This window comes from Arthrobacter sp. efr-133-TYG-118, from assembly GCF_030209755.1.
GTDB lineage: Bacteria > Actinomycetota > Actinomycetes > Actinomycetales > Micrococcaceae > Arthrobacter.
This window is the reverse complement of the sequence record NZ_JARVRH010000023.1, coordinates 37,913-57,316: the sequence shown is the minus strand read 5'-3', so window position 1 is coordinate 57,316 and position 19,404 is coordinate 37,913. Positions and strand designations below refer to the sequence as shown.

Below are 19,404 nucleotides of genomic sequence, written 5' to 3'. Positions count from 1 at the left end.
CGGGCGGGTCGCTTCTTGGGCCGGATCCCCATCCGCGCCTATCGCAGCGTCTGCCTGGCTCCGGGGAAGGTGAGCCAGGAAAACAATGTGATGGGCGGCTGGAGATCCCGTCCAAGAAGCATTGCTGCTTCGTGTCCAGGTTTCTAAATGAACCCGGGAAGGTTGTCGTCGTCGGTCTCCGAGAAGGCGGCTTCCTTCTCGGCCAGGTACTCATCCCAAGCCTGGGCGTCCCAGATCTCTGCACGGGTTCCGGCGCCGATGACGGCCAATTCCCGCTCAAGACCTGCGTAGCTCCGGAGCGCCGGCGGAATCGTCACGCGCCCCTGCTTGTCAGGTACCTCGTCAGAGGCTCCGGACAGGAAAACCCTGATGTAGTCACGTGACTGCTTGGAGGAGATGGGGGCCTCCCGCATGGATTCGTGAATACGTTCGAATTCCCGCTGGCTGAAGACGTAGATGCAACGTTCCTGGCCCCTTGTGAGCACCAAGCCGTCAGCAAGTTCCTCGCGGAACTTGGCGGGAAGGATGATCCGGCCCTTTTCGTCCAGACGCGGCGAATGCGTGCCAAGAAACACTGGCCCACCGCCCCATCAGTAAAGGTGCCCGTATCTGCCCCACGCCGCCACTACCCTCTTACTTGCTCCACTTTACTCCACAAGCCCCCACAGTCAACGCAATCCGGCGTGTTTCTGCCCCACTTTCGAATGCGGGAGCCTGAAAACATGCGGCTCTCAGGGGTGGTTGGTGGTGGAGGAGACTTTGCGGCGGCGCTGCAAGGAGGTGTACGACGGCGGCTTCGCCAGTCGCGACTTGAGGCTCGCGAGGTGCGGCAAACATGGCGTTAAATGCGAAAAGACCCGAGATTCGGGTCTTTTCGCAATCAGGCCAGAGCCTGGTGGTGCAATGTGGAGGACTTGGCATCCGCCTGGAGGACAAGTCCCTGGATGGATCGTTCAGCTCTCCTCGCCGCGGCGGCGCTCGTCCCAGCGTTCCTCAAGGTTGCTCATGAATGAGTTCCTTGCCTTGCCCGGCTTGGCACTCTTCGACTTCCCGCCGGCCGCCCTTCTCAGGGTGGCAAAGTAAACGCCGGCGCCCATCACGATGAAGCCCAGCACTCCAAGGAAGATGTTCTGCAGGGACACACCTACCAACAACAAGAGAATCCCGGCGATAGTGCCTAGAACGCCAATAACGATGTGCCTGGTCGACCATGAGCGAATGGGGTCAGAGCCCATTGAATTGGCAAACTTTGGATCGTCCTCATGCAGTTGCTTCTCGAGTTGCTCGAGTAGCTTCTGTTCGTGCTCCGAGAGGGGCATCGCGACCTCCTTTAGTCGGCCAGCGTCTGGATACGCCGCGGCCGTTGCCTCTGTTCCCTTGAACGGACGAACCCAAAAAAGGGTTCCCGAAGACCGGGTCTTGTGAACACGGTCTCACGGAACAGACGCAACATGGCAATTTATCCAGACGGTCTAAATCTGTGTATCTCTAGGATAGTTTGTTGGCCGCTGTTCTGAAAGACACACCGGAGGGCATGCGAGGGCTGTTCGAAGCCTAGGGAGAGCCCGGCCCGTCCGGCTCCGCATGCGGCTCCAAAAGCGTCGCCGGAAGGACGGTCTTGCTGCCGAATCGCTCGGTGACACGGTCAAGCGCCTGTTCAGCCGCCCTCCAGTTGTCGTCCCGGCGATCGAAGCTTAACTGCAGCGAGGTATGTTCCGCCGGTTCGAGCTGCTCAGCCCGGACTCCTACAAGGCGCACGCTCATGGGGCGCTCCCCCAAGGACGCCAGCAACTGGCTCGCCACCTGATAGATCATCTGGGCGCTGTCCACCGGCGTATGCATTGTCTTGCTGCGGCTGATTGTCGAAAAATCCGCATAGCGCAGCTTCAGCGCGATGGTCCGGGCCAGCATTCCGGCCGTCCGCAGCCGTGAAGCGGTTCGGTGGGAGAGCCTTAGCAACTCGCGGTGCAGGAGCGCGTCATCCGGGGTGTCAACAGCGAATGTTTCCTCGGAACCAATGCTCTTTTCGAGGCGTGTGGGCGTGACCGGCCGCGGATCCAAGCCCATCGACAATCGGTGGACGTGCTCGCCCGAAGCTCCAAGGACCTTTTTCAACGAAGAAAGCGGCGTGGACGCAACATCGGCCACGGTACGAATCCCCAGCCTGGCAAGGACATCGGCGGTCTTGGCCCCGACTCCCCACAAGGCGTTCACCGGCAGGCTGTGCAAATAGGCGACGGTCTGCCCTTCCTCAATAAGGAGCAGTCCGTCGGGTTTGCAGCGCGTAGAAGCAATTTTGGCAACGAACTTGTTTGCGGCTATTCCCACAGACGCGGTGATTCCCAGCTCGGACGCAACACGGCGCCGGATCAAATGGCCGATCTGGAGTGGCGGACCAAGCCTCCTGATTGCGCCGCCGACATCCAGGAAAGCCTCGTCGACGCTCAAGGGCTCCACGAGGTCCGTTATCGATTCGAATATGCCCATCAACTGCGCGGACACCTCGTAGTAGAGGCTGTGGCGGGGCTCGATGATGACCGCGTTGGGGCACATCCGCATAGCGTTGGCCATGGGCATGGCAGACTTCACGCCCAACGCTCGCGCTTCGTAGGAGGCAGACAATACCACCGAGCGATCCACCGGGAAGCCCACAATGACGGGTTTTCCCTTGAGTTCCGTCCGGGTGCGCAATTCCACCGAGACGAAGAAGGCATCCATGTCCACGTGGAGGATGCTGGTGCGCCTCAGTTCCCGCAGAGCAGCGGGATCCGGGGCGAATTCTTGTCCGGGGCCCCGCCCGTTGTTCTCTGCTTGTGGTCTCACAAGGAAATCCTATGCCGCGGCACTGGTTACTGCTGGCTGCGTCCGGCGCCCTAAACTGGAGGCAGCATCCGGCGTCGTCCCCAGGAGGAAATCCCTGTGAAGCTCTTTGGAAAGCCTCAACCCGTCAGCCTGGCCTTGTTGGCCACGGGCGTCGCGTTGACCATCTCGGCTTGCGGGTCGTCCCCGGCAAGTACGGCATCCCAAGGGGCGGCGCCAACATCGTCCGGGGCAGCCACTGCCTCGGCAAGTCCGGCGCCGGGCGCAACTTCCACGGGGGCCGCGGGAGCTTCGGCGGCGGTCGGCGCCTTGGTCCCGGGATTCCCGCAGCAACTGATTCCATTGATGCCCAAGGCCGCTGTGGAATCCAGCAGTTTCGACAAGAACTCCTCCCCGGCGTCGGTGGCCCTGGTCGGTACCATTGCGTCCACGTCGGACTCAGTAGTGGCCTTTTATACCTCTGCGCTCACGGCGCAGGGCTTTAAGGAAGTTCCCGGCAGCACTGTCGGAAGTATCAAATCAAAGGATTTCCTCCGTGGCGACAATGAAACGGTGAATATCTCGGTGGTGGAAACCGCAGGCAAATCCACGTTCACCATCGGTGCCAACGTGGCCGCCGGGTCAATCAAGTGACCACGGAGAGCCTGGGTTCGGAACAGAGCCGTTTTGTGGCCGATGTCGCAGCCAAACTTAACGGTTTCCTTGGGGTGCAACAAGAAACCATGGCCACCATCTCCCCCGATGTCGCTCCGCTCATGGGCTCAATCACAAGCCTCGTGACAGGTGGCAAACGGCTCCGGGCCTTGATGTGCTACTGGGGATGGCGAGGTGCCGGCGGCGAGTCCGCGCACCCCGATATCATCACTGCCGGCTGCGCTTTGGAACTCTTCCAGGCTGCAGCCCTGATTCACGATGACATCATCGACCGCTCTGATACACGGCGCGGCGGCCCAAGCGTCCACAAGCGGTTCAGCCAGCTCCATGAGGGCGAAGGCTGGGCCCTCGACAGCGAACGCTTCGGGCAGGCGGCCGCGATTCTCACCGGAGACCTTTGTTTGTCCTTCAGCGAGGAGGCGTTCACAGAGATTGGTGGCAGGGCTTCTTCCGGCACGCCTGCACGGCGGATCTTCAACCTGATGCGGGCCGAGGTCATGGCCGGCCAATACCTGGACATCCTGGAGGAAGTTGCGGGCCCGGTGCGGGACCGCGCTGGTGCCGTCCACCGTGCCCAGTCCATCATCCGTTTCAAGTCGGCGAAGTACTCAACGGAACACCCGTTGGCCCTGGGAGGCGCCTTGGCCGGTGCCAGCGAAGAGCTCCTGCAAGGCTATTCCGCCTTCGCGTTGCCCCTTGGCGAAGCATTCCAGTTGCGCGACGACGTCCTGGGCGTGTTCGGAGACCCGGGGACGACAGGAAAACCCGCCGGAGATGACCTCCGCGAAGGCAAAAGGACGGTGCTGGTGGGCTTCGCCATCAACCAGGCGGGGAATACTGATTCGAGCTACATCGATACCATGCTCGGAAGGCAGGACCTTGGCGAGGCCGAGGTTGCCGAGATCCGGCGGATCATCGTGGATTGCGGTGCGCTCGAAGCCACGGAATCGATGATCGAGGAACTCAGCAACGAGGCTTTCGAGGCCTTGGAACGCCTCCCCCTGGCTGAACTCCCGCTTACCGCGCTGAGGCAGTTGGCCGAAGCCGCCGTCAGCCGGGCCGCGTGAACTCTTGCATAAAACCACGTTGAGGGCAGTCTAAACACCTGCCTTAAATACAGTGGTGGCGATCAGCTTGCTGATCGCCACCACTGTATTTAAGGCAGGATTCCCTTACCAGGCAAGCGATTGAGCCCTGCGTCGGATTTCAGTTTTGCGCCCTTCACGGAGCGCGTCGACAGGGCGGCCACGCAGCGACTCGTCCGGAGTGAAAAGCCACGCGATGAGCTCCTCATCCGTGTACCCGGCATCGCCAAGCACTGCGATGGTGCCCTTCAGGCTATCCACCACATGACCGTCCTGGATAAAGAGGGCAGGAATCGAACGGATATTGCGTTCGCCCACTCTCACAGCCACCACTGCACGCTCGTCCAGAAGACCGTGGACCTTGGTGATTGAAACGTTCAGCAGCTCTGCCACATCGGGCAGCGGCAGCCATTCGGAAACGAGGCTTTCTACATTACTCACGGATCAAGATTGCCACGCCCGCGCGCTTTGCGCCTAGCCGGACGGACGGTACGGGCGGAATTTGTGTCCCCGAATTGCCCAAGAATCGAATGCTCCGGGATTTCTTGTGCCGAATCGAAAAATGTGAGAGATTCACATTGATCACATTTGCATCACTACTAACTTTAGTAACACTGGCAACAGCGGCATTCCCAACATCCGCTGCTGAGATGAGGATTGCTCCCATGACGACGCCCCGCTCGCCCAAGAAGACAACGAGCATGCCCATTATTGCGGCCACCACAGCGGCCCTGCCCGCCGTCATGCTCTCTTCATTGGCGCTCGCCCAACCGGCAACAGCGCTTCCGGCGGTACAAACCCAGAAGATCCCCGCATCGCTGACTGCGGCCATCCGGGCCCAGGCCGCCGCCATGTCCGCAAACGTCATTCCCGCCTCCGCGGTTGCCGCGACGATCCCGGCAGCCATGCAACCCATGGCACCGGCGGCTCCGGCCACGTACACCATCGTCCGGGGCGATACCATCAGCGGCATCGCGGCGCGCTACGGGCTGGACACCAACACCGTCCTGCAGCTCAACGGGCTCTCGGGCAACACCATCATCTACCCGGGACAGCAGATCAAGTTGTCCGGTTCCGCAACGGCTCCAAGTGCCCCGGCACCCGCTCCGAGCCCGGCACCCAGCACGTCGTCGTCGGCTGCCAGCTACACAGTCGTATCCGGCGATACCCTGAGCGGTATTGCCGCCCGCCACGGCGTGGCGCTGTCCGATGTCTTCAATTGGAACGGCCTCAACGGCCGGTCCATCATCTACCCCGGACAGAAGATCAAGGTCGGCCCGGGAACGAACGCACCGGCCCCAGCGGCACCGGCTCCCGCTGTACTGGTCCCTGCATCAGCGCCGGCAACACCGGCACTTGCCAGCACCGGCCCCTACACCATCAAGTCGGGTGACACCTTGGGCGGCATCGCGTCCCGCCTTGGCGTGTCCCTGTCATCGCTGCTCTCGGCCAACAAGCTGTCCATGAGCACCATCATTTATCCGGGGCAGAAGCTCGCCATTCCGGGCGCCCCTGCGGCCTCGGCTCCGGCTCCGGTCAGCACCCCCTTGGTTCCGAGCACGTTCCTGGGCTACACCTACCCGGAGGCGGTGGTCAGTTCAGCCAACGCGAACAAGGCCCTGCTCAATGCGTCCCCGGTTCCCAGCACAGCCCAGATGAAGGGGATCGTAGCCGATACCGCGCGTCGGATGGGGGTGGACCCGTCGTTGGCCATGGCGTTCGCCTACCAGGAATCCGGCTTCAACCAGCGTGCGGTCTCTCCCGCCAACGCCATCGGCACGATGCAGGTGATTCCCTCCTCCGGTGAATGGGCTTCCCAACTGGTGGGACGCAAGCTCAACATCCTGGACCCGTATGACAACGTGACCGCAGGCGTCGCCATCATCCGGGCCCTCGTCAACACCAGCAAGGATCTGAACACGGCCATCGCAGGCTACTACCAGGGCCAATACTCGGTCAGCAAGCACGGCATGTACGACGACACCAAGACCTACGTCGCCTCGATCCTGGCCCTCAAGAAGAACTTCAGCTAAGTCGCGTCGCACAACACGGGCCCGGATCGCATGTCGATTCGGGCCCGTGTTTTTGCTCAACTAGGATCGTAGGGTGCAGGAACAAGTTTCGGACCAACTCCTCGGATCCCTCGTGGACGGGCGCTACCTGGTGCGATCGCGCCTCGCGAACGGCGGAATGTCAACCGTCTACCTCGCCACCGACGAGCGTCTCGACCGCGACGTGGCGCTCAAAGTGCTGCATCCGCACCTGTCCAATGACCAAAACTTCCTGGACCGCCTCCAGCGCGAGGCCCGGGCCGCGGCGAGCCTTTCCCACCCGCACGTCGTAGGTGTCCTCGACCAGGGACAAGACGGCCACATTGCGTACATCGTGATGGAATACATCAAAGGCCACACTCTGCGTGACGTCCTCAACGAGAAAGTAGCGCTTCCGCCCCGGCTGGCCTTCGCACTGATCGATCCCGTCATCGAAGGGCTCGCGGCCGCCCACGCGGCGGGGCTGATCCACCGCGACGTGAAACCCGAGAACGTCCTGATCGCAGATGACGGCCGCATCAAGGTGGGCGATTTCGGCCTGGCCCGGGCGGTCACTGCGACAACCAGCACCGGCGCCCTGATCGGCACAGTCGCATATCTGGCTCCCGAACTGGTCCTCGGCAAACCCGCGGATGCCCGGAGCGACATCTACTCCACCGGCATCATGCTTTACGAAATGCTTACCGGCGGCCAACCATATGGGGGCGACGTTCCCATCCAGGTTGCCTACCAGCACGTCAACGCGGCCGTCGCTCCGCCGTCGCTCGCGGTGCCCGGCCTTGCCGCGGACGTGGACGAACTCGTCCAGTGGTGCACGGCGAAGGAACCTGAAGATCGTCCTGTGGACGGATCCGCGCTCTTGTCCGAACTGCGGCATATCCGCACAACCTTGAGCGACGCGCAACTGGACATCAATCCGCCGGCCGCCAAGGCGGCAACGCCCGAAGGGCAACGGGAAGCCGCCGGGGCAACCGCGGTAGTCGCCCCTTTCCATGCCGAACGTACCGAGTCCCTGGAACGGATCGGCCGCCCGACGGAGATTATCTCAAGCCAGCGCAATCCAACCACGGTGCTTCCGCCGTCGGGGTTCTCCCCCGGCGCCGCGGCTTTCGACGTCCAGGTGCCACAGGACCGGGAACCCCAAGCTCCGGCCGAAGCCGCACCGAGCAAACGCGACATCAAGCGGATGGAGCGCCAGGAGGAAAAGGACCGCGCCCGGGCCGCGGCCACGCCGTCGCGCTCCTTGCGGGAAGGCAACCCGCGCCGCCGGGCAGTGATCTGGACAATTGTCGTGATTGTGCTGGCGATCCTGGCCAGTGCGGCAGGCTGGTTCTTCGGCATGGGGCCGGGCTCGCCCGGAACCATACCTGACACCAGGAACAAGACAGTTGCGGAGGCACAGCAACTGCTCAGGACCGCCGGCTTCCAATCCGAGCCAAAAGACGTGTTCGACGACGAAGTCACGGCAGGGTTGGCGGTTGGAACGGAACCCGCGTCCGGCCAGGTGGTCCGGAAGTTCCAAGCCGTGTCGCTCTTCGTCTCGAAGGGTCCGCAGTTGTTTCCGCTTACCGCGATGTCGGGTTTGACACTCGACCAGGCAAAGAATGCCCTTGGCGTGGCCGGAATGACCCTCGGCAAAGTCACCGAGCAGTTTGACGACAAAGTGCCTTCAGGCACGGTCATCTCCCAGTCCCCGGCCCAGGACACCGCGGTCCGCCACGGCACCCCGGTGGCATTGGTGGTTTCCAAGGGACCGCAGCCCCTCCCCGTACCAGATGTCCGCGGCCTGACCCAGCAAGCAGCCGTCAAAGCGATCAGCGACGCCGGATTGACCGCGAAAATTGCGCCGGAACCCGTCAACGACAAAAAGGTCCCCTCGGGAGCCGTGGTCAGCCAGACCCCTGCCAACGGTACCTTGATCCGCGGCGACTCCGTCATGTTGACCCTGTCCAAGGGGCCGAAAATGGTGCACGTCCCCAACTTCATCGGCAAGCAGGCGGACGTTGCCCGCAAGGCCTTGGAGCAGCTCGGATTCGACGTCAAGATCAACAACATCCTGGGTGGCTTCTTCGGCACTGTCCGTGACCAGAACCCCGTGGACAGCGATGCGCCGGAGGGCTCCGTCGTCACCTTGACCGTGGTGTAGGAACTAGCTATACGGGAAAGGCGATCCGGAGTCCCGGATCGCCTTTCCCGTATTCAAGCCTGCTCGCTGGATGGCCTGCTCGCCGGACTAGCGCTTGGTGAGGGCTCCAGCCACGAGGAATGCCATCTCGAGGGACTGCATGTGGTTCAGGCGGGGATCGCACACTGACTCGTAGCGGTCCAGGAAGGCATCCTGGTCAATCGGATCGGCGCCACCAAGGCATTCCGCGACGTCATCGCCGGTCATTTCCATGTGCAGGCCACCGGGTACCGTGCCCAAGGCGTGGTGGACTTCGAAGAAGCCGCGGACTTCGTCCACGACGTCGTCGAAGTTGCGGGTCTTGTACCCGTTGGGCGACGTGACCGTGTTCCCGTGCATGGGGTCCGTGACCCAAAGGACCTGCGCGCCGGAGGCCGTGACCTTTTCGACGACGGCGGGCAGCTTCTCGCGGATGTTCTTGGAACCCATCCGGGTGATGAACGTGAGGCGGCCAGGCTCGCGGTTCGGGTCCAGCTTGTCAATGAGCCGCAACGCGTCGTCTCCGGAGGTCCCGGGACCGAGCTTGACGCCGATCGGGTTTCGCACCCGGGACAGGAAGTCCACATGCGCATGGTCGAGCTCACGCGTGCGCTCACCGATCCAGAGGAAGTGCCCGGAGGTGTCGTAGGGAAGTCCCGTGCGGGAGTCGATGCGCGTCAGGGCACGCTCGTAGTCCAGCAGGAGCGCCTCGTGGCTCGCGAAGAACTCCACGCGCTTGAGGGCTTCGAAATCGGCACCGCAGGACGCCATGAACTTGATGGCACGGTCGATGTCCCTCGCCAGGGACTCGTAGCGGGCATGGGCGGGGTTTTCGGTGAAGCCCTTGTTCCAGAGGTGCACCAGGCGGAGATCGGCGAAGCCGCCCTGTGTGAAGGCGCGGATGAGGTTCAGTGTGGAAGCCGAGGTGTGGTAGGCCTTCAGCATTCGGCTGGCGTCGTGGGCGCGGGACTCCGGGGTGAAATCGTAGCCGTTGACGATGTCGCCGCGGTAAGCAGGCAAGGTCACGCCGTCGCGGGTTTCCTCGTTCGACGACCGGGGCTTGGCGAACTGGCCGGCCATACGGCCCATCTTGATGACGGGCATGGCCGCACCATAGGTGAGGACAACGGCCATCTGCAGGATGGTGCGGACCCTGGCACTGATCTTGTCAGCTGTGGCGTCCTCGAAGGTCTCGGCGCAGTCGCCGCCTTGGAGCAGGAATGCCTTGCCCTGGGCTGCGGCGGCCAAACGCTCGCGCAGTATGTCGACTTCGCCCGCGAAGACCAGCGGCGGAAGCACGGAGAGTTCTTTGACGGAGGCATCGAAGACGCCCCTATCGGTCCAGGTGGGTTGCTGCGAGATAGGCAGCTGGCGCCAATCGTCCAAGCCGGGATAGTTTGCCGCGCCACTTTGCGCGGTGCTGGTCAGGGGGCTGCCCAGGGAACTGTTCAGGGGGCCGGTCATGGACGGTGCGGGGTTCGCGGATAGCTCAGTCACTCTCCAAGACTAGTTGCCTTGCCCGCTGTTCGGGGCACGGCTTCCGTAACCCTTATTCGCCGGCCGTCACACTTTCCCGGCCACCGCACCGTCGCCGTCCGGCTCTGGACCGTTGCCAGTCGGGCGCCTGCCCTCCTCGCCGGCGTCGGCTGCATTCGCTTCGCTTCCGCCCGCCGGCTCCGGAAGCTGCCCGGCCAGCCGCTGCTTGACGACGGCGGCGTATTCGTACACGTAATCCTGCCCCGAGAGCCGCATGAGTTCGTACATGATTTCGTCAGTCACGGCGCGTTGAACGGAGTGGTCTTCTTCTTGGCCGTAGTACCGGCTGAAGTCCAATGGTTGACCGAAAATGATCCCTATCCGGCGGATGGTGGGCAAACGCTTACCGATGGGCTGGACTTTCTCGGTGCCGATCATCGCCACGGGAACAACGGGCACCCGGGTTTGGAGTGCAAGTTTGGCGACCCCTACTTTGCCTCGGTACAGCTTGGCATCGGGGCTGCGGGTGCCTTCCGGGTAGATGCCCAGCAGGCCGCCTGCGGCCAGGACGTCCCTGCCGGCCTGCAAGGACAACTCGGACGCGGCCCCGCCCGAACGGTCCATCGGCAATTGGTTGGTGAGCCGGAAGAACATGGCCGTAAGCCTGCCCTTGAGCCCGGTACCCGTGAAGTACTCGGACTTGGCCAGGAAACTGACGCGCCGGGGCACCATCACCGGCATGAAGATCGAGTCTGAAAAGGACAAATGATTGGAAGCGAGAATCGCGGCGCCATCGTGGGGAACATTGTCGAGGCCCTTGACCCAGGGGCGGAACAGCAATTTGAGAAGCGGACCCAAAAAGATCCGTTTCATGACCCAATAGAACACTTTGGTTCCTCTCCGGGGCGGCGTCTGCAAGGCGTCCGGACGGTCCCGGCCCGCATTCAGAAGCCACCATACTCCAGTGAGAAATGTCCCGAACAGTGACACGATGGACTCATCACGGAAAGCAGTGCCGCCAACAGAGTAGCCTCGGAGTCATCATGAACACTCTCCCCGATCCCTCGCCGTACGCCAGCGACTTCACCGGTAGTGGACCCAGCATCGGCGTCGTGATGAGCCACGGCTTCACGGGCAGCCCGCACAGCATGCGCCCCTGGGCCGAGTACCTGGCGGCCGAAGGCTACGCTGTCCGCCTCCCCCTGCTTCCAGGCCACGGGACCACGTGGCAGGACATGGCCACGCGGCACTGGCAGGAGTGGCACCGTGCGCTGGATGCGGCATATCTCCAGCTGCAGGCCGAGTGCGACTTCGTCTTCGCCGCCGGCTTGTCGATGGGAGGGACATTGGCTCTCCGGATCGCGGCGACCCGGCCCGTGGCCGGTACCGTCGTCGTGAATCCCGGGCTGGTGATCGATGATCCCCGCGCCGCCGTGGTCGGCATCCTCAAGCACGTCATGAAATCCACCCCGGCGATTGCCAACGACATCCTCAAACCAGGCATGGACGAGGGAGCGTATCCCAGGACACCGGTCGCCGCCGCCCATGAGTTGAAAAAGATGTACAGGGACACTGTCACCCTGCTCCCCCGGATTTCCGCACCGGTGCGCGTCTTCCGTTCCTCCGTGGACCACGTGGTTTCGGATCGAAGCATCAGGCAGTTGAAGGAGCGGGTCAAGGCTTCGATGGAGTTCAGCACCTTGGAGAACAGCTACCACGTGGCCACTCTGGACAACGATGCCTTGGAGATTTTCCGGGGCTCGGCCGAGTTCATCAGGAAAACGATGGCAGGACTGACAAGCAGTTCCACCGCTGCCAGCCAGTCCGCCGCCGAGCTTCGGGATTCACCCCATGAATAGGCCAGGGCCTGACTCCCCCGACCAGAGCGCCAACAAAGACGACGACGCCGTCTGGCTCGATTTGGTGGCCCGGCTTGAGTCGATGCCTTCCTCAGCCCTCGACGAGGCGCCGACGGCGGAGGAGCCCGGCAACGATTCCGGGACAGAGCCCGGGCCTGGTCCGGACGACGTTCCAGGGCGCTCATCATCCCGTTCCTTCCAAGACTTCGACCCTCTTGGATTGTCTGGAATGTCAAAAAGAAGCGCTGCGGAAGAACCCCCGGGCGGTGGGGACGGCAGCGAGGACAGCAGTGGAGCCACCGGTCCGCGTGACTACGACGTCGAGGACGGGAACGGCTTCGTCCCGGAGGACCCGCCGAGCCTGGCCGGTACCGAACCCCTGACCATGCTCGCCTGGATAGGAGCCGTGGGCGGCCCGCTTGCCCTGCTGTTCACCGCGATGTTCTGGCGCTCGGCGCCGCTCCTGGCAGTGATGGGCATCCTGGCGACCTTTCTGGCCTCAGTGGTTTACCTCATCATGAAGCTGCCCCAGGAAAAAGACGAGAACGACGACGGCGCCCGCGTCTAGGCGGACTGCCGCACCTTCGATCGCTGCACTGCGCATCCCCTCGCGGCGGAGCTCGTACTAGCCGCGTGCCCTGCCGCTGACCCGGGACAGGTCGGCAGCGCCGATCATCCCGGCCCGCGGTCCCAGTGCCGCAAGCTTGATGGCGGCCGCGGGACGGAAACCACGGCCGGTGAGGTTCCGGGTGAATGCTGTCCGCGCAGGGCCCACAAGAAGCTCACCGGCGTCGCACAGCCCACCACCGATAACGAACGTCCCTGGATCGAGCGCAGCCGCCAGGTTCGCCAGGCCGAGCCCGAGCCAGTGCCCCACTTCTTCCAAGAGCTCCCTCGAAGCGGAGTCCCCGGCTTTTGCCCGCTCCGTCACGGTAACGCCCGTGATGTTCCCGGCCGAGCCCCCGGCCGCCTTGAGCAGTTCGTAGGCAACCGGTGAATTCCGCAGGGCCAGCTCCCGGGCCTCCCTGCCGAGCGCGTTACCGGAAGCATACTGCTCCCAGCAGCCGCGGTTGCCGCATTCGCAGCGATGCCCGCCGGGCACCACGATCTGGTGGCCGAACTCCCCCGCTACACCGAAACGCCCACGCTCCACTCGTCCGTCCATGACCATGGCACCACCGATGCCGGTGCCGAGCGTGATGCAGACGAGGCGGCTCTCCCCTTGCCCTGCACCGAAGCGCCATTCAGCCCAGGCGGCAGCGTCGGCGTCGTTGGTGACGAGTACCGGGCGCCTCAGCAGGCTCTGCAGGTTTTCGCGGAGCGGCTCGTTACGCCAGGCGAGATGCGGGCTGAACAGCACCGTGCCGCCGTCGAGATCCATCCAACCGGCTGCGCCGATCCCCACAGAGGCAATCCGGTGGCTTCTGCCCAATTCCTGGACAAGCTCGACGATCACTCGCTCCACTGCCCGGGCGTCATTGCCCGGAGTGGAGCGCCGCGCTTCCTCGACCACACGGCCCGAGGGATCCACAACTCCCGCTGCCACCTTCGTGCCACCGATGTCGATCCCGATCGCCAGCCCCCTCCGGCCAAGATGGGAACGGCGCGCGGCCCATGGCACCGACTCCCAGCGCAGGCCGCCGTGCGTGGAGCCGGGGCGCCGGCCGGTTGACGCCGAACCGGACCAGGAAATCTTCCGAGCTCTTGCAGGGATCTGGTCGTTGGATGAATTCAGAGGCATGTCGCCATCCTATTCCGAGTGCCGCATATGTACTGACATGCAGGCCCTGCGGACGGGCCCCCGCACGCTGCATTGGCGGAATCCCGCGCTTCACGTAAAGTTACTCATCAGTAACTTGAGTAAGGTGAATTGCGCCACACCCATTACTTGGCCGTATAGAGTTAGAGCAGCCCCGCAATGGTCTGTTGATATCGAAGGAGCTATCGTGCGTGAATTCAGTGTTCCGCCCCTGGTGAATGTTGCCCCCGAAACCAACATCACGGACCTCGTGGTTCGTCAGGCCGCCAAGCCATCCAACCCGGCACTGTTTGCCAAGCTCAACAGCGCCGGCCACTGGCAGGACATCCGGGCAAAGGACTTCCTCAAGGACGTATCCGCCCTGGCCAAAGGCCTGATCGCGAACGGCGTTGGTGTGGGCGACCGCGTGGGCATCATGTCCAGGACCCGCTACGAATGGTCCCTCGTAGACTTCGCCGTCTGGTTTGCAGGCGGCATTTCCGTGCCGATCTATGAAACGTCATCGCCGTCGCAAGTGGCCTGGAACCTCGGCGACTCCGGCGCAGTCGCGGCATTCGCCGAGTCTTCGCACCACGAGGACGTCATCCGCCAAGCGGTCAACGCCGAAGGCCTCGGATCAGTCACCCATGTCTGGCAGCTTGAAGGCGGCGGCCTTGACGCCCTTCGCAATGCCGGCAGCAATGTCAGCGACGAGGAACTCGAGGCGCGCCGCAGCAGCGCGGAACTGGCCGACGTCGCCACGATCATCTACACCTCCGGCACCACGGGGCGCCCCAAGGGTTGCGAACTCACGCACGGCAACTTCGTGGAGCTCTCGGAGAACGCTTTGGCCTCTCTTGGCGATGTCGTCAACGAGAACGCCAAGACCATCATGTTCCTCCCGCTGGCCCACGTCTTTGCCCGTTTCATCTCGGTCCTGGCCGTCGCCGCAGGCGCCCAAGTGGCACACACGCCGGATATCAAGAACCTGTTGGCAGACCTGCAGAGCTTCCAGCCATCCTTCATCCTGGCTGTTCCACGTGTCTTCGAGAAGGTCTTCAACTCGGCCCTCACGAAGGCGGAGGACGGTGGCAAGGGTGCCATCTTCCACAAGGCCGTGGACACGGCGATTGCCTACTCAAGGGCACAGCAGTCGGGCTCCGTCGGGTTGGTGCTGAGGCTCAAGCACGCCGTATTCGACCGTTTGGTGTACGGGAAGCTTCGCGCTGCCATGGGTGGCCACGTCAGCCACGCAGTCTCCGGTGGCGGCCCCCTCGGCGAACGGCTGGGCCATTTCTTCCACGGTATCGGCTTGCAGATCCTGGAAGGTTACGGCCTCACGGAGACCACGGCACCCATTTCAGTCAACACCCCGTCCCTGATCAAGATCGGCACGGTGGGGGCCCCGCTCCCCGGCAATGCGGTCAAGATCGCCGACGACGGCGAAATCCTCGCCAAGGGCGTCTGCGTCATGAGGGGCTACTTCAAGCGGGACGACCTCGCCGCGGAAACCTTCGTGGACGGGTGGTTCCGCACAGGTGACATCGGCGAACTGGACGAACAGGGTTTCCTCAAGATCACCGGCCGCAAGAAGGAAATCATCGTCACGGCCAGCGGCAAGAACGTCGTGCCTGCCCTGCTGGAGGATCAGATCCGAGCAGACGCCCTGGTGTCCCAGGTCCTTGTCATCGGCGACAACCGGCCCTTCATCGGCGCGCTGGTCACCCTCGACGAGGAAGCCCTCCCGGGCTGGTTGGAGCGCCACGGCCTTCCCGCGTCCACGACGACGACGGCTGCCGCGGACAACGCCCTCGTCCGGGCAGCCGTCCAGGAACTGATCAGCCACGCCAACCAGTCCGTTTCCCATGCGGAAGCGATCAAGTCGTTCCGGATTGTGCCGTCCGACTTCACCGAGGCATCCGGCCACCTCACGCCGTCCTTGAAGGTCAAGCGCGCCCAGGTCATGAAGGACTTCGATGCAGTGATCGAGGAAATGTATTCGGCGCCCAAGGCGTCCTGACCCACCCCGCCTGGACTCCCCAGGAAACCAACGAAGAAAGGTCCCGGGCTTGACAGCCCGGGACCTTTCTTCTTGGGTGCGCCCGCGGAGGAGCGATCCGCTATTCGACCACGATCAACAGATCGCCGCCCTGGACCTGCTCCACGTTGTTGATGGCGAGGCGCGAGACCGTGCCGGCCACCGGCGTCGTGATGGATGCTTCCATCTTCATCGCCTCAATGGTGGCGACAGTGTCGCCGGCCTTGACGGTGTCGCCGGCCTTGACGGTCAGGGTCACGGCACCGGCGAACGGGGCTGCGACCTGGCCGGGCTGGGACGCATCCGCCTTCTCCGCGGCCTTCACGTTGCTGACCACCGACTTGTCGCGAACCACCACGGGGCGGGACTGACCATTGAGCTTGCACATGACGGTGCGCATGCCCTTTTCGTCGGGCTCCGAGACTGCTTCCAGGGAGGCGATCAGGCGCACGCCCTTTTCGAGCTCCATGACGTGTTCGGCACCGAGCTGGAGACCGTACAGGTAGTCGCGGGTGTCAAGCACCGACAGATTGCCGTAAGTGTCCACGCTCTTGAGGTAGTCCTTGGTGGGGCCCTCGAACAGCAGCCGGTTCAGGGTCCTCTGGCGGGACTTGGAATCGCCCTTGAGCGCCGCGCTGTCTTCTGCGCTCAGCTCGACGTCGCGGACCTTGATGCTGCGGCCCTGGAGCGCCTTGGTGCGGAACGGCTCCGGCCATCCTCCGGGAGGATCTCCCAATTCACCCGACAGGAAGCCGATGACGGAGTCCGGGATGTCGTAGTTCTGCGGGTTCTCGTTGAAGTCCGCAGGATCTGCATGGATTCCGACGAGGTGCAGCGCGAGATCGCCCACCACCTTGGACGACGGCGTCACCTTGACCAAGCGGCCCAACATGCGGTCCGCGGCGGTGTACATGTCCTCGATGGCCTCGAAACGCTCGCCAAGGCCCAGGGCGATGGCCTGCTGGCGCAGGTTGGACAGCTGGCCACCCGGGATTTCGTGCTGATAGACCCGGCCTGTGGGACCGGGAAGCCCGGACTCGAAAGGCGCGTAGACCCGGCGGACCGCTTCCCAGTAGGGCTCCAGGGAGCTGACGCTGGCCAGGCTGAGCCCGGTGTCGCGCGGGGTGTGTGCCAAGGCGGCCACAAGGGCCGACGCCGACGGCTGGCTCGTCGTACCGGCCAGGGACGCTGACGCGACGTCCACGGCGTCCACGCCGGCTTCCACGGCTGCCAGCAGGGTTGCTAGTTGGCCGCCTGCGGTGTCGTGCGTGTGCAAGTGGACCGGAAGGTCGAAGCGTTCACGCAAGGCGCTGACAAGTTTGGCTGCGGCTGCCGGGCGAAGGAGGCCGGCCATGTCCTTGATGGCGAGGATGTGTGCACCGGCGTCGACGATCTTCTGGGCGAGGTCCAGGTAGTAGTCGAGGGTGTACAGGTTCTCGTTCGGGTCGAGGAGGTCGCCGGTGTAGCACAGCGCCACCTCTGCTACCGCGGTGCCGGTGGCCCGCACTGCGCGGATGGCCGGAGCCATCTGGTTGACGTCGTTGAGGGCGTCGAAGATGCGGAAGATGTCGATGCCCGTTGCCGCCGCTTCGTTGACGAATGCCTCGGTGACTTCCTCGGGGTAGGGCGTGTACCCAACCGTGTTGCGGCCACGGAGCAGCATCTGCAGGCAGACATTGGGCAGGGCCTTGCGCAGGGCGGCCAGACGGTCCCAAGGATCCTCGCCGAGGAAGCGCAGGGCGACGTCGTAGGTGGCACCGCCCCAGGCTTCGACCGAGAGCAGTTCGGGCAACAGCGCGGAGACCGCCGGGCCTGCCGCGACGAGGTCGCGGGTACGGACACGCGTGGCGAGCAGCGACTGGTGGGCATCGCGGAAGGTGGTGTCCGTGATGGCCACGGCCTGCTGCTCGCGCAGCGCCTTCGCAAAGCCTTCGGGTCCCAACTCCTGCAGCCTCTGGCGCGAGCCGGCCGGTGCAACGATCCCTGCAAGCGATGGGAGCTTGGCTGCGGGGTCTGTGTGGACCTTGAGTTCGCCGTTGGGCTTGTTGACCGTCACATCGGCCAACCAGGTCAGCAGTTTGGTTCCACGGTCCGCGGAGACGTGGGACTTCAGCAGTTCAGGGCGCTTGTCGATGAAGTCGGTCGCTACGTTGCCCGCAATGAAGTCCGGGTCGGCAAGGACGGCTTGGAGGAAGGGGATATTGGTGGACACGCCACGGATCCGGAACTCGGCCAGGCCGCGCCGGGCTCGGGCCACCGCAGCCGGGTAGTCGCGTCCGCGGCAGGTCAGCTTGACCAGCATGGAGTCGAAGTGGGGGCTGATCTCGGCACCCGAGTAGACCGTGCCGCCGTCGAGACGGACGCCGGCGCCGCCCGCGGAACGGTAGCCGGTGATCTTTCCGACGTCGGGCCGGAAGCCGTTGGCGGGATCTTCCGTGGTGATGCGGCACTGCAGGGCGGCACCCTTGATGGATACCGACTCCTGGCTCAAGCCGAGGTCTGCAAGGGTCTCCCCCGAAGCGATGCGCATCTGTGCCTGGACGAGGTCCACGTCCGTGATTTCCTCGGTGACGGTGTGCTCAACCTGGATGCGGGGGTTCATCTCGATGAAGACGTGCTGGCCGGCCCGCTCGCCCTCGGTGTCCACGAGGAACTCGACCGTTCCGGCGTTGACGTAGTTCAGGGCCTTCGCGAAAGCCACGGCATCCCGGTAAAGGGCCTGGCGGATGGACTCGTCCAGGTTGGGGGCCGGAGCGATTTCCACGACCTTCTGGTGGCGGCGCTGCAAGGAGCAGTCGCGCTCAAAGAGGTGCATGACATTGCCCTCGGCATCGGCCAGGATCTGGACCTCGATGTGGCGAGGGCGCAGCACCGCCTGCTCCAGGAACATGGTGGGATCGCCGAACGCAGCGTCCGCCTCGCGCATGGCCGACTGGAGCGCTTCCGGAAGGTCCTCGCGGGTCTCCACCCGGCGCATGCCGCGGCCACCGCCACCAGCGACGGCCTTGGCGAAGATCGGGAATCCGACCTCGTCCGCCGCGGCAATGAGCTCGTCGATGTCGCGGGAAGGCGCGCTGGACTTCAAGACCGGTACGCCGGCCTTGCGGGCGGCTTCGAGTGCGGCGACCTTGTTGCCGGCGAGCTCCAGCACCTCCGCCGGTGGGCCGATAAACGTGATGCCTGCCTCTTGGGCCGCCCGGGCGAGGTCCGGGTTTTCGGACAGGAATCCGTAGCCCGGGTAGATTGCGTCAGCACCCGCTTCTTTGGCGACACGGACGATTTCATCTACGTCCAGGTAAGCACGGACCGGATGACCTTCCTGTCCGATCAGGTAGGCCTCATCAGCCTTCTGCCGGTGGATCGAGTTGCGATCCTCATACGGGAAGACCGCTACGGTCTTGGCGCCCAGTTCATAGCTAGCGCGGAAGGCCCTGATCGCGATTTCGCCGCGATTAGCCACCAGAATCTTGGAAAACATGCTTCTCCTGCATCATTGCGGGTGTAACGGTCGGTGGTCAC

General features: G+C 63.7%; 16 protein-coding genes. 7 read left to right on the top strand and 9 right to left on the bottom strand.

The window, feature by feature from the left end:
• Positions 1-143 precede the first annotated feature (143 nt).
• The 4 genes from mraZ to QRN59_RS24580 form a co-directional block, all read right to left on the bottom strand.
• Positions 144-575: a division/cell wall cluster transcriptional repressor MraZ gene (gene mraZ / locus QRN59_RS18045; RefSeq protein WP_059389147.1), complete on the bottom strand. Its 432-nt coding sequence runs from the start codon at positions 573-575 to the stop codon at positions 144-146.
• Between the two features lie 378 nt (positions 576-953).
• On the bottom strand, positions 954-1,319 hold the full coding sequence (locus QRN59_RS18040; RefSeq protein WP_284983844.1) for an SCO2097 family morphological protein: 366 nt from the start codon (positions 1,317-1,319) through the stop codon (positions 954-956).
• A 235-nt stretch (positions 1,320-1,554) separates the two neighbouring features.
• Positions 1,555-2,757 carry a DNA polymerase IV gene (gene dinB / locus QRN59_RS18035; protein WP_284983881.1) on the bottom strand — a complete coding sequence of 401 codons (1,203 nt, stop codon included), beginning with the start codon at positions 2,755-2,757 and terminating at the stop codon, positions 1,555-1,557.
• 182 nt (positions 2,758-2,939) lie between these two features.
• Positions 2,940-3,251, bottom strand: a complete 312-nt coding sequence (locus QRN59_RS24580; protein WP_350225245.1) for a hypothetical protein — start codon at positions 3,249-3,251, stop codon at positions 2,940-2,942.
• Between the two features lie 13 nt (positions 3,252-3,264).
• On the opposite strand from QRN59_RS24580, the gene QRN59_RS24575 reads away from it, so the two are divergent.
• The gene (locus tag QRN59_RS24575) at positions 3,265-3,453 is read left to right on the top strand and encodes a hypothetical protein (RefSeq protein ID WP_308193892.1); all 189 of its coding nucleotides are present in this window, start codon (positions 3,265-3,267) and stop codon (positions 3,451-3,453) included.
• A gap of 89 nt (positions 3,454-3,542) precedes the next feature.
• Entirely contained in the window at positions 3,543-4,541 is a 999-nt protein-coding gene (locus tag QRN59_RS18025) for a polyprenyl synthetase family protein (protein WP_502871081.1), read from the top strand.
• 105 nt (positions 4,542-4,646) lie between these two features.
• Here QRN59_RS18025 and QRN59_RS18020 read toward each other — a convergent pair whose 3' ends face one another.
• Complete coding sequence (locus QRN59_RS18020; protein WP_236816870.1) at positions 4,647-5,000, bottom strand: Rv2175c family DNA-binding protein; 354 nt, start codon at positions 4,998-5,000, stop codon at positions 4,647-4,649.
• Positions 5,001-5,224: 224 nt separating this feature from the next.
• On the opposite strand from QRN59_RS18020, the gene QRN59_RS18015 reads away from it, so the two are divergent.
• Together QRN59_RS18015 and pknB are read left to right on the top strand one after the other, a co-directional pair.
• Positions 5,225-6,592 carry a lytic transglycosylase domain-containing protein gene (locus QRN59_RS18015; protein ID WP_284983840.1) on the top strand — a complete coding sequence of 456 codons (1,368 nt, stop codon included), beginning with the start codon at positions 5,225-5,227 and terminating at the stop codon, positions 6,590-6,592.
• Positions 6,593-6,665: 73 nt separating this feature from the next.
• Positions 6,666-8,756: a Stk1 family PASTA domain-containing Ser/Thr kinase gene (gene pknB, locus QRN59_RS18010; protein WP_284983839.1), complete on the top strand. Its 2,091-nt coding sequence runs from the start codon at positions 6,666-6,668 to the stop codon at positions 8,754-8,756.
• 87 nt (positions 8,757-8,843) lie between these two features.
• On the opposite strand, the gene QRN59_RS18005 is transcribed toward pknB, so the two are convergent.
• Both QRN59_RS18005 and QRN59_RS18000 read right to left on the bottom strand, forming a co-directional pair.
• Entirely contained in the window at positions 8,844-10,271 is a 1,428-nt protein-coding gene (locus QRN59_RS18005) for a class II 3-deoxy-7-phosphoheptulonate synthase (protein WP_502871078.1), read from the bottom strand.
• A gap of 66 nt (positions 10,272-10,337) precedes the next feature.
• On the bottom strand, positions 10,338-11,138 hold the full coding sequence (locus QRN59_RS18000) for a lysophospholipid acyltransferase family protein (protein ID WP_284983838.1): 801 nt from the start codon (positions 11,136-11,138) through the stop codon (positions 10,338-10,340).
• A gap of 155 nt (positions 11,139-11,293) precedes the next feature.
• On the opposite strand from QRN59_RS18000, the gene QRN59_RS17995 reads away from it, so the two are divergent.
• Positions 11,294-12,109: an alpha/beta hydrolase gene (locus tag QRN59_RS17995; protein ID WP_284983837.1), complete on the top strand. Its 816-nt coding sequence runs from the start codon at positions 11,294-11,296 to the stop codon at positions 12,107-12,109.
• Entirely contained in the window at positions 12,102-12,677 is a 576-nt protein-coding gene (locus QRN59_RS17990; protein ID WP_284983836.1) for a hypothetical protein, read from the top strand. Before QRN59_RS17995 ends, QRN59_RS17990 begins: the two co-directional genes overlap by 8 nt.
• A gap of 57 nt (positions 12,678-12,734) precedes the next feature.
• Here QRN59_RS17990 and QRN59_RS17985 read toward each other — a convergent pair whose 3' ends face one another.
• Positions 12,735-13,850, bottom strand: coding sequence for an ROK family glucokinase (locus QRN59_RS17985; RefSeq protein ID WP_284983835.1), 1,116 nt, complete (start codon positions 13,848-13,850; stop codon positions 12,735-12,737).
• Positions 13,851-14,055: 205 nt separating this feature from the next.
• Here QRN59_RS17985 and QRN59_RS17980 point away from each other — a divergent pair, with 205 nt between their 5' ends.
• Positions 14,056-15,867, top strand: coding sequence for an AMP-dependent synthetase/ligase (locus tag QRN59_RS17980; RefSeq protein ID WP_284983834.1), 1,812 nt, complete (start codon positions 14,056-14,058; stop codon positions 15,865-15,867).
• A 100-nt stretch (positions 15,868-15,967) separates the two neighbouring features.
• On the opposite strand, the gene QRN59_RS17975 is transcribed toward QRN59_RS17980, so the two are convergent.
• Complete coding sequence (locus QRN59_RS17975; RefSeq protein ID WP_284983833.1) at positions 15,968-19,363, bottom strand: pyruvate carboxylase; 3,396 nt, start codon at positions 19,361-19,363, stop codon at positions 15,968-15,970.
• Between the last annotated feature and the right edge of the window lie 41 nt (positions 19,364-19,404).

Excerpts from the sequence above, each read along its gene's own strand:
- QRN59_RS18015 (WP_284983840.1), top strand. The coding sequence starts at position 5,225 with ATGACGACGCCCCGCTCGCCCAAGAAGACAACGAGCATGCCCATTATT.
- QRN59_RS17985 (WP_284983835.1), bottom strand. The coding sequence starts at position 13,850 with ATGCCTCTGAATTCATCCAACGACCAGATCCCTGCAAGAGCTCGGAAG.
- QRN59_RS17975 (WP_284983833.1), bottom strand. The coding sequence starts at position 19,363 with ATGTTTTCCAAGATTCTGGTGGCTAATCGCGGCGAAATCGCGATCAGG.
- QRN59_RS17995 (WP_284983837.1), top strand. The coding sequence starts at position 11,294 with ATGAACACTCTCCCCGATCCCTCGCCGTACGCCAGCGACTTCACCGGT.
- QRN59_RS17990 (WP_284983836.1), top strand. The coding sequence starts at position 12,102 with ATGAATAGGCCAGGGCCTGACTCCCCCGACCAGAGCGCCAACAAAGAC.
- QRN59_RS18025 (WP_502871081.1), top strand. The coding sequence starts at position 3,543 with ATGGCCACCATCTCCCCCGATGTCGCTCCGCTCATGGGCTCAATCACA.
- QRN59_RS18040 (WP_284983844.1), bottom strand. The coding sequence starts at position 1,319 with ATGCCCCTCTCGGAGCACGAACAGAAGCTACTCGAGCAACTCGAGAAG.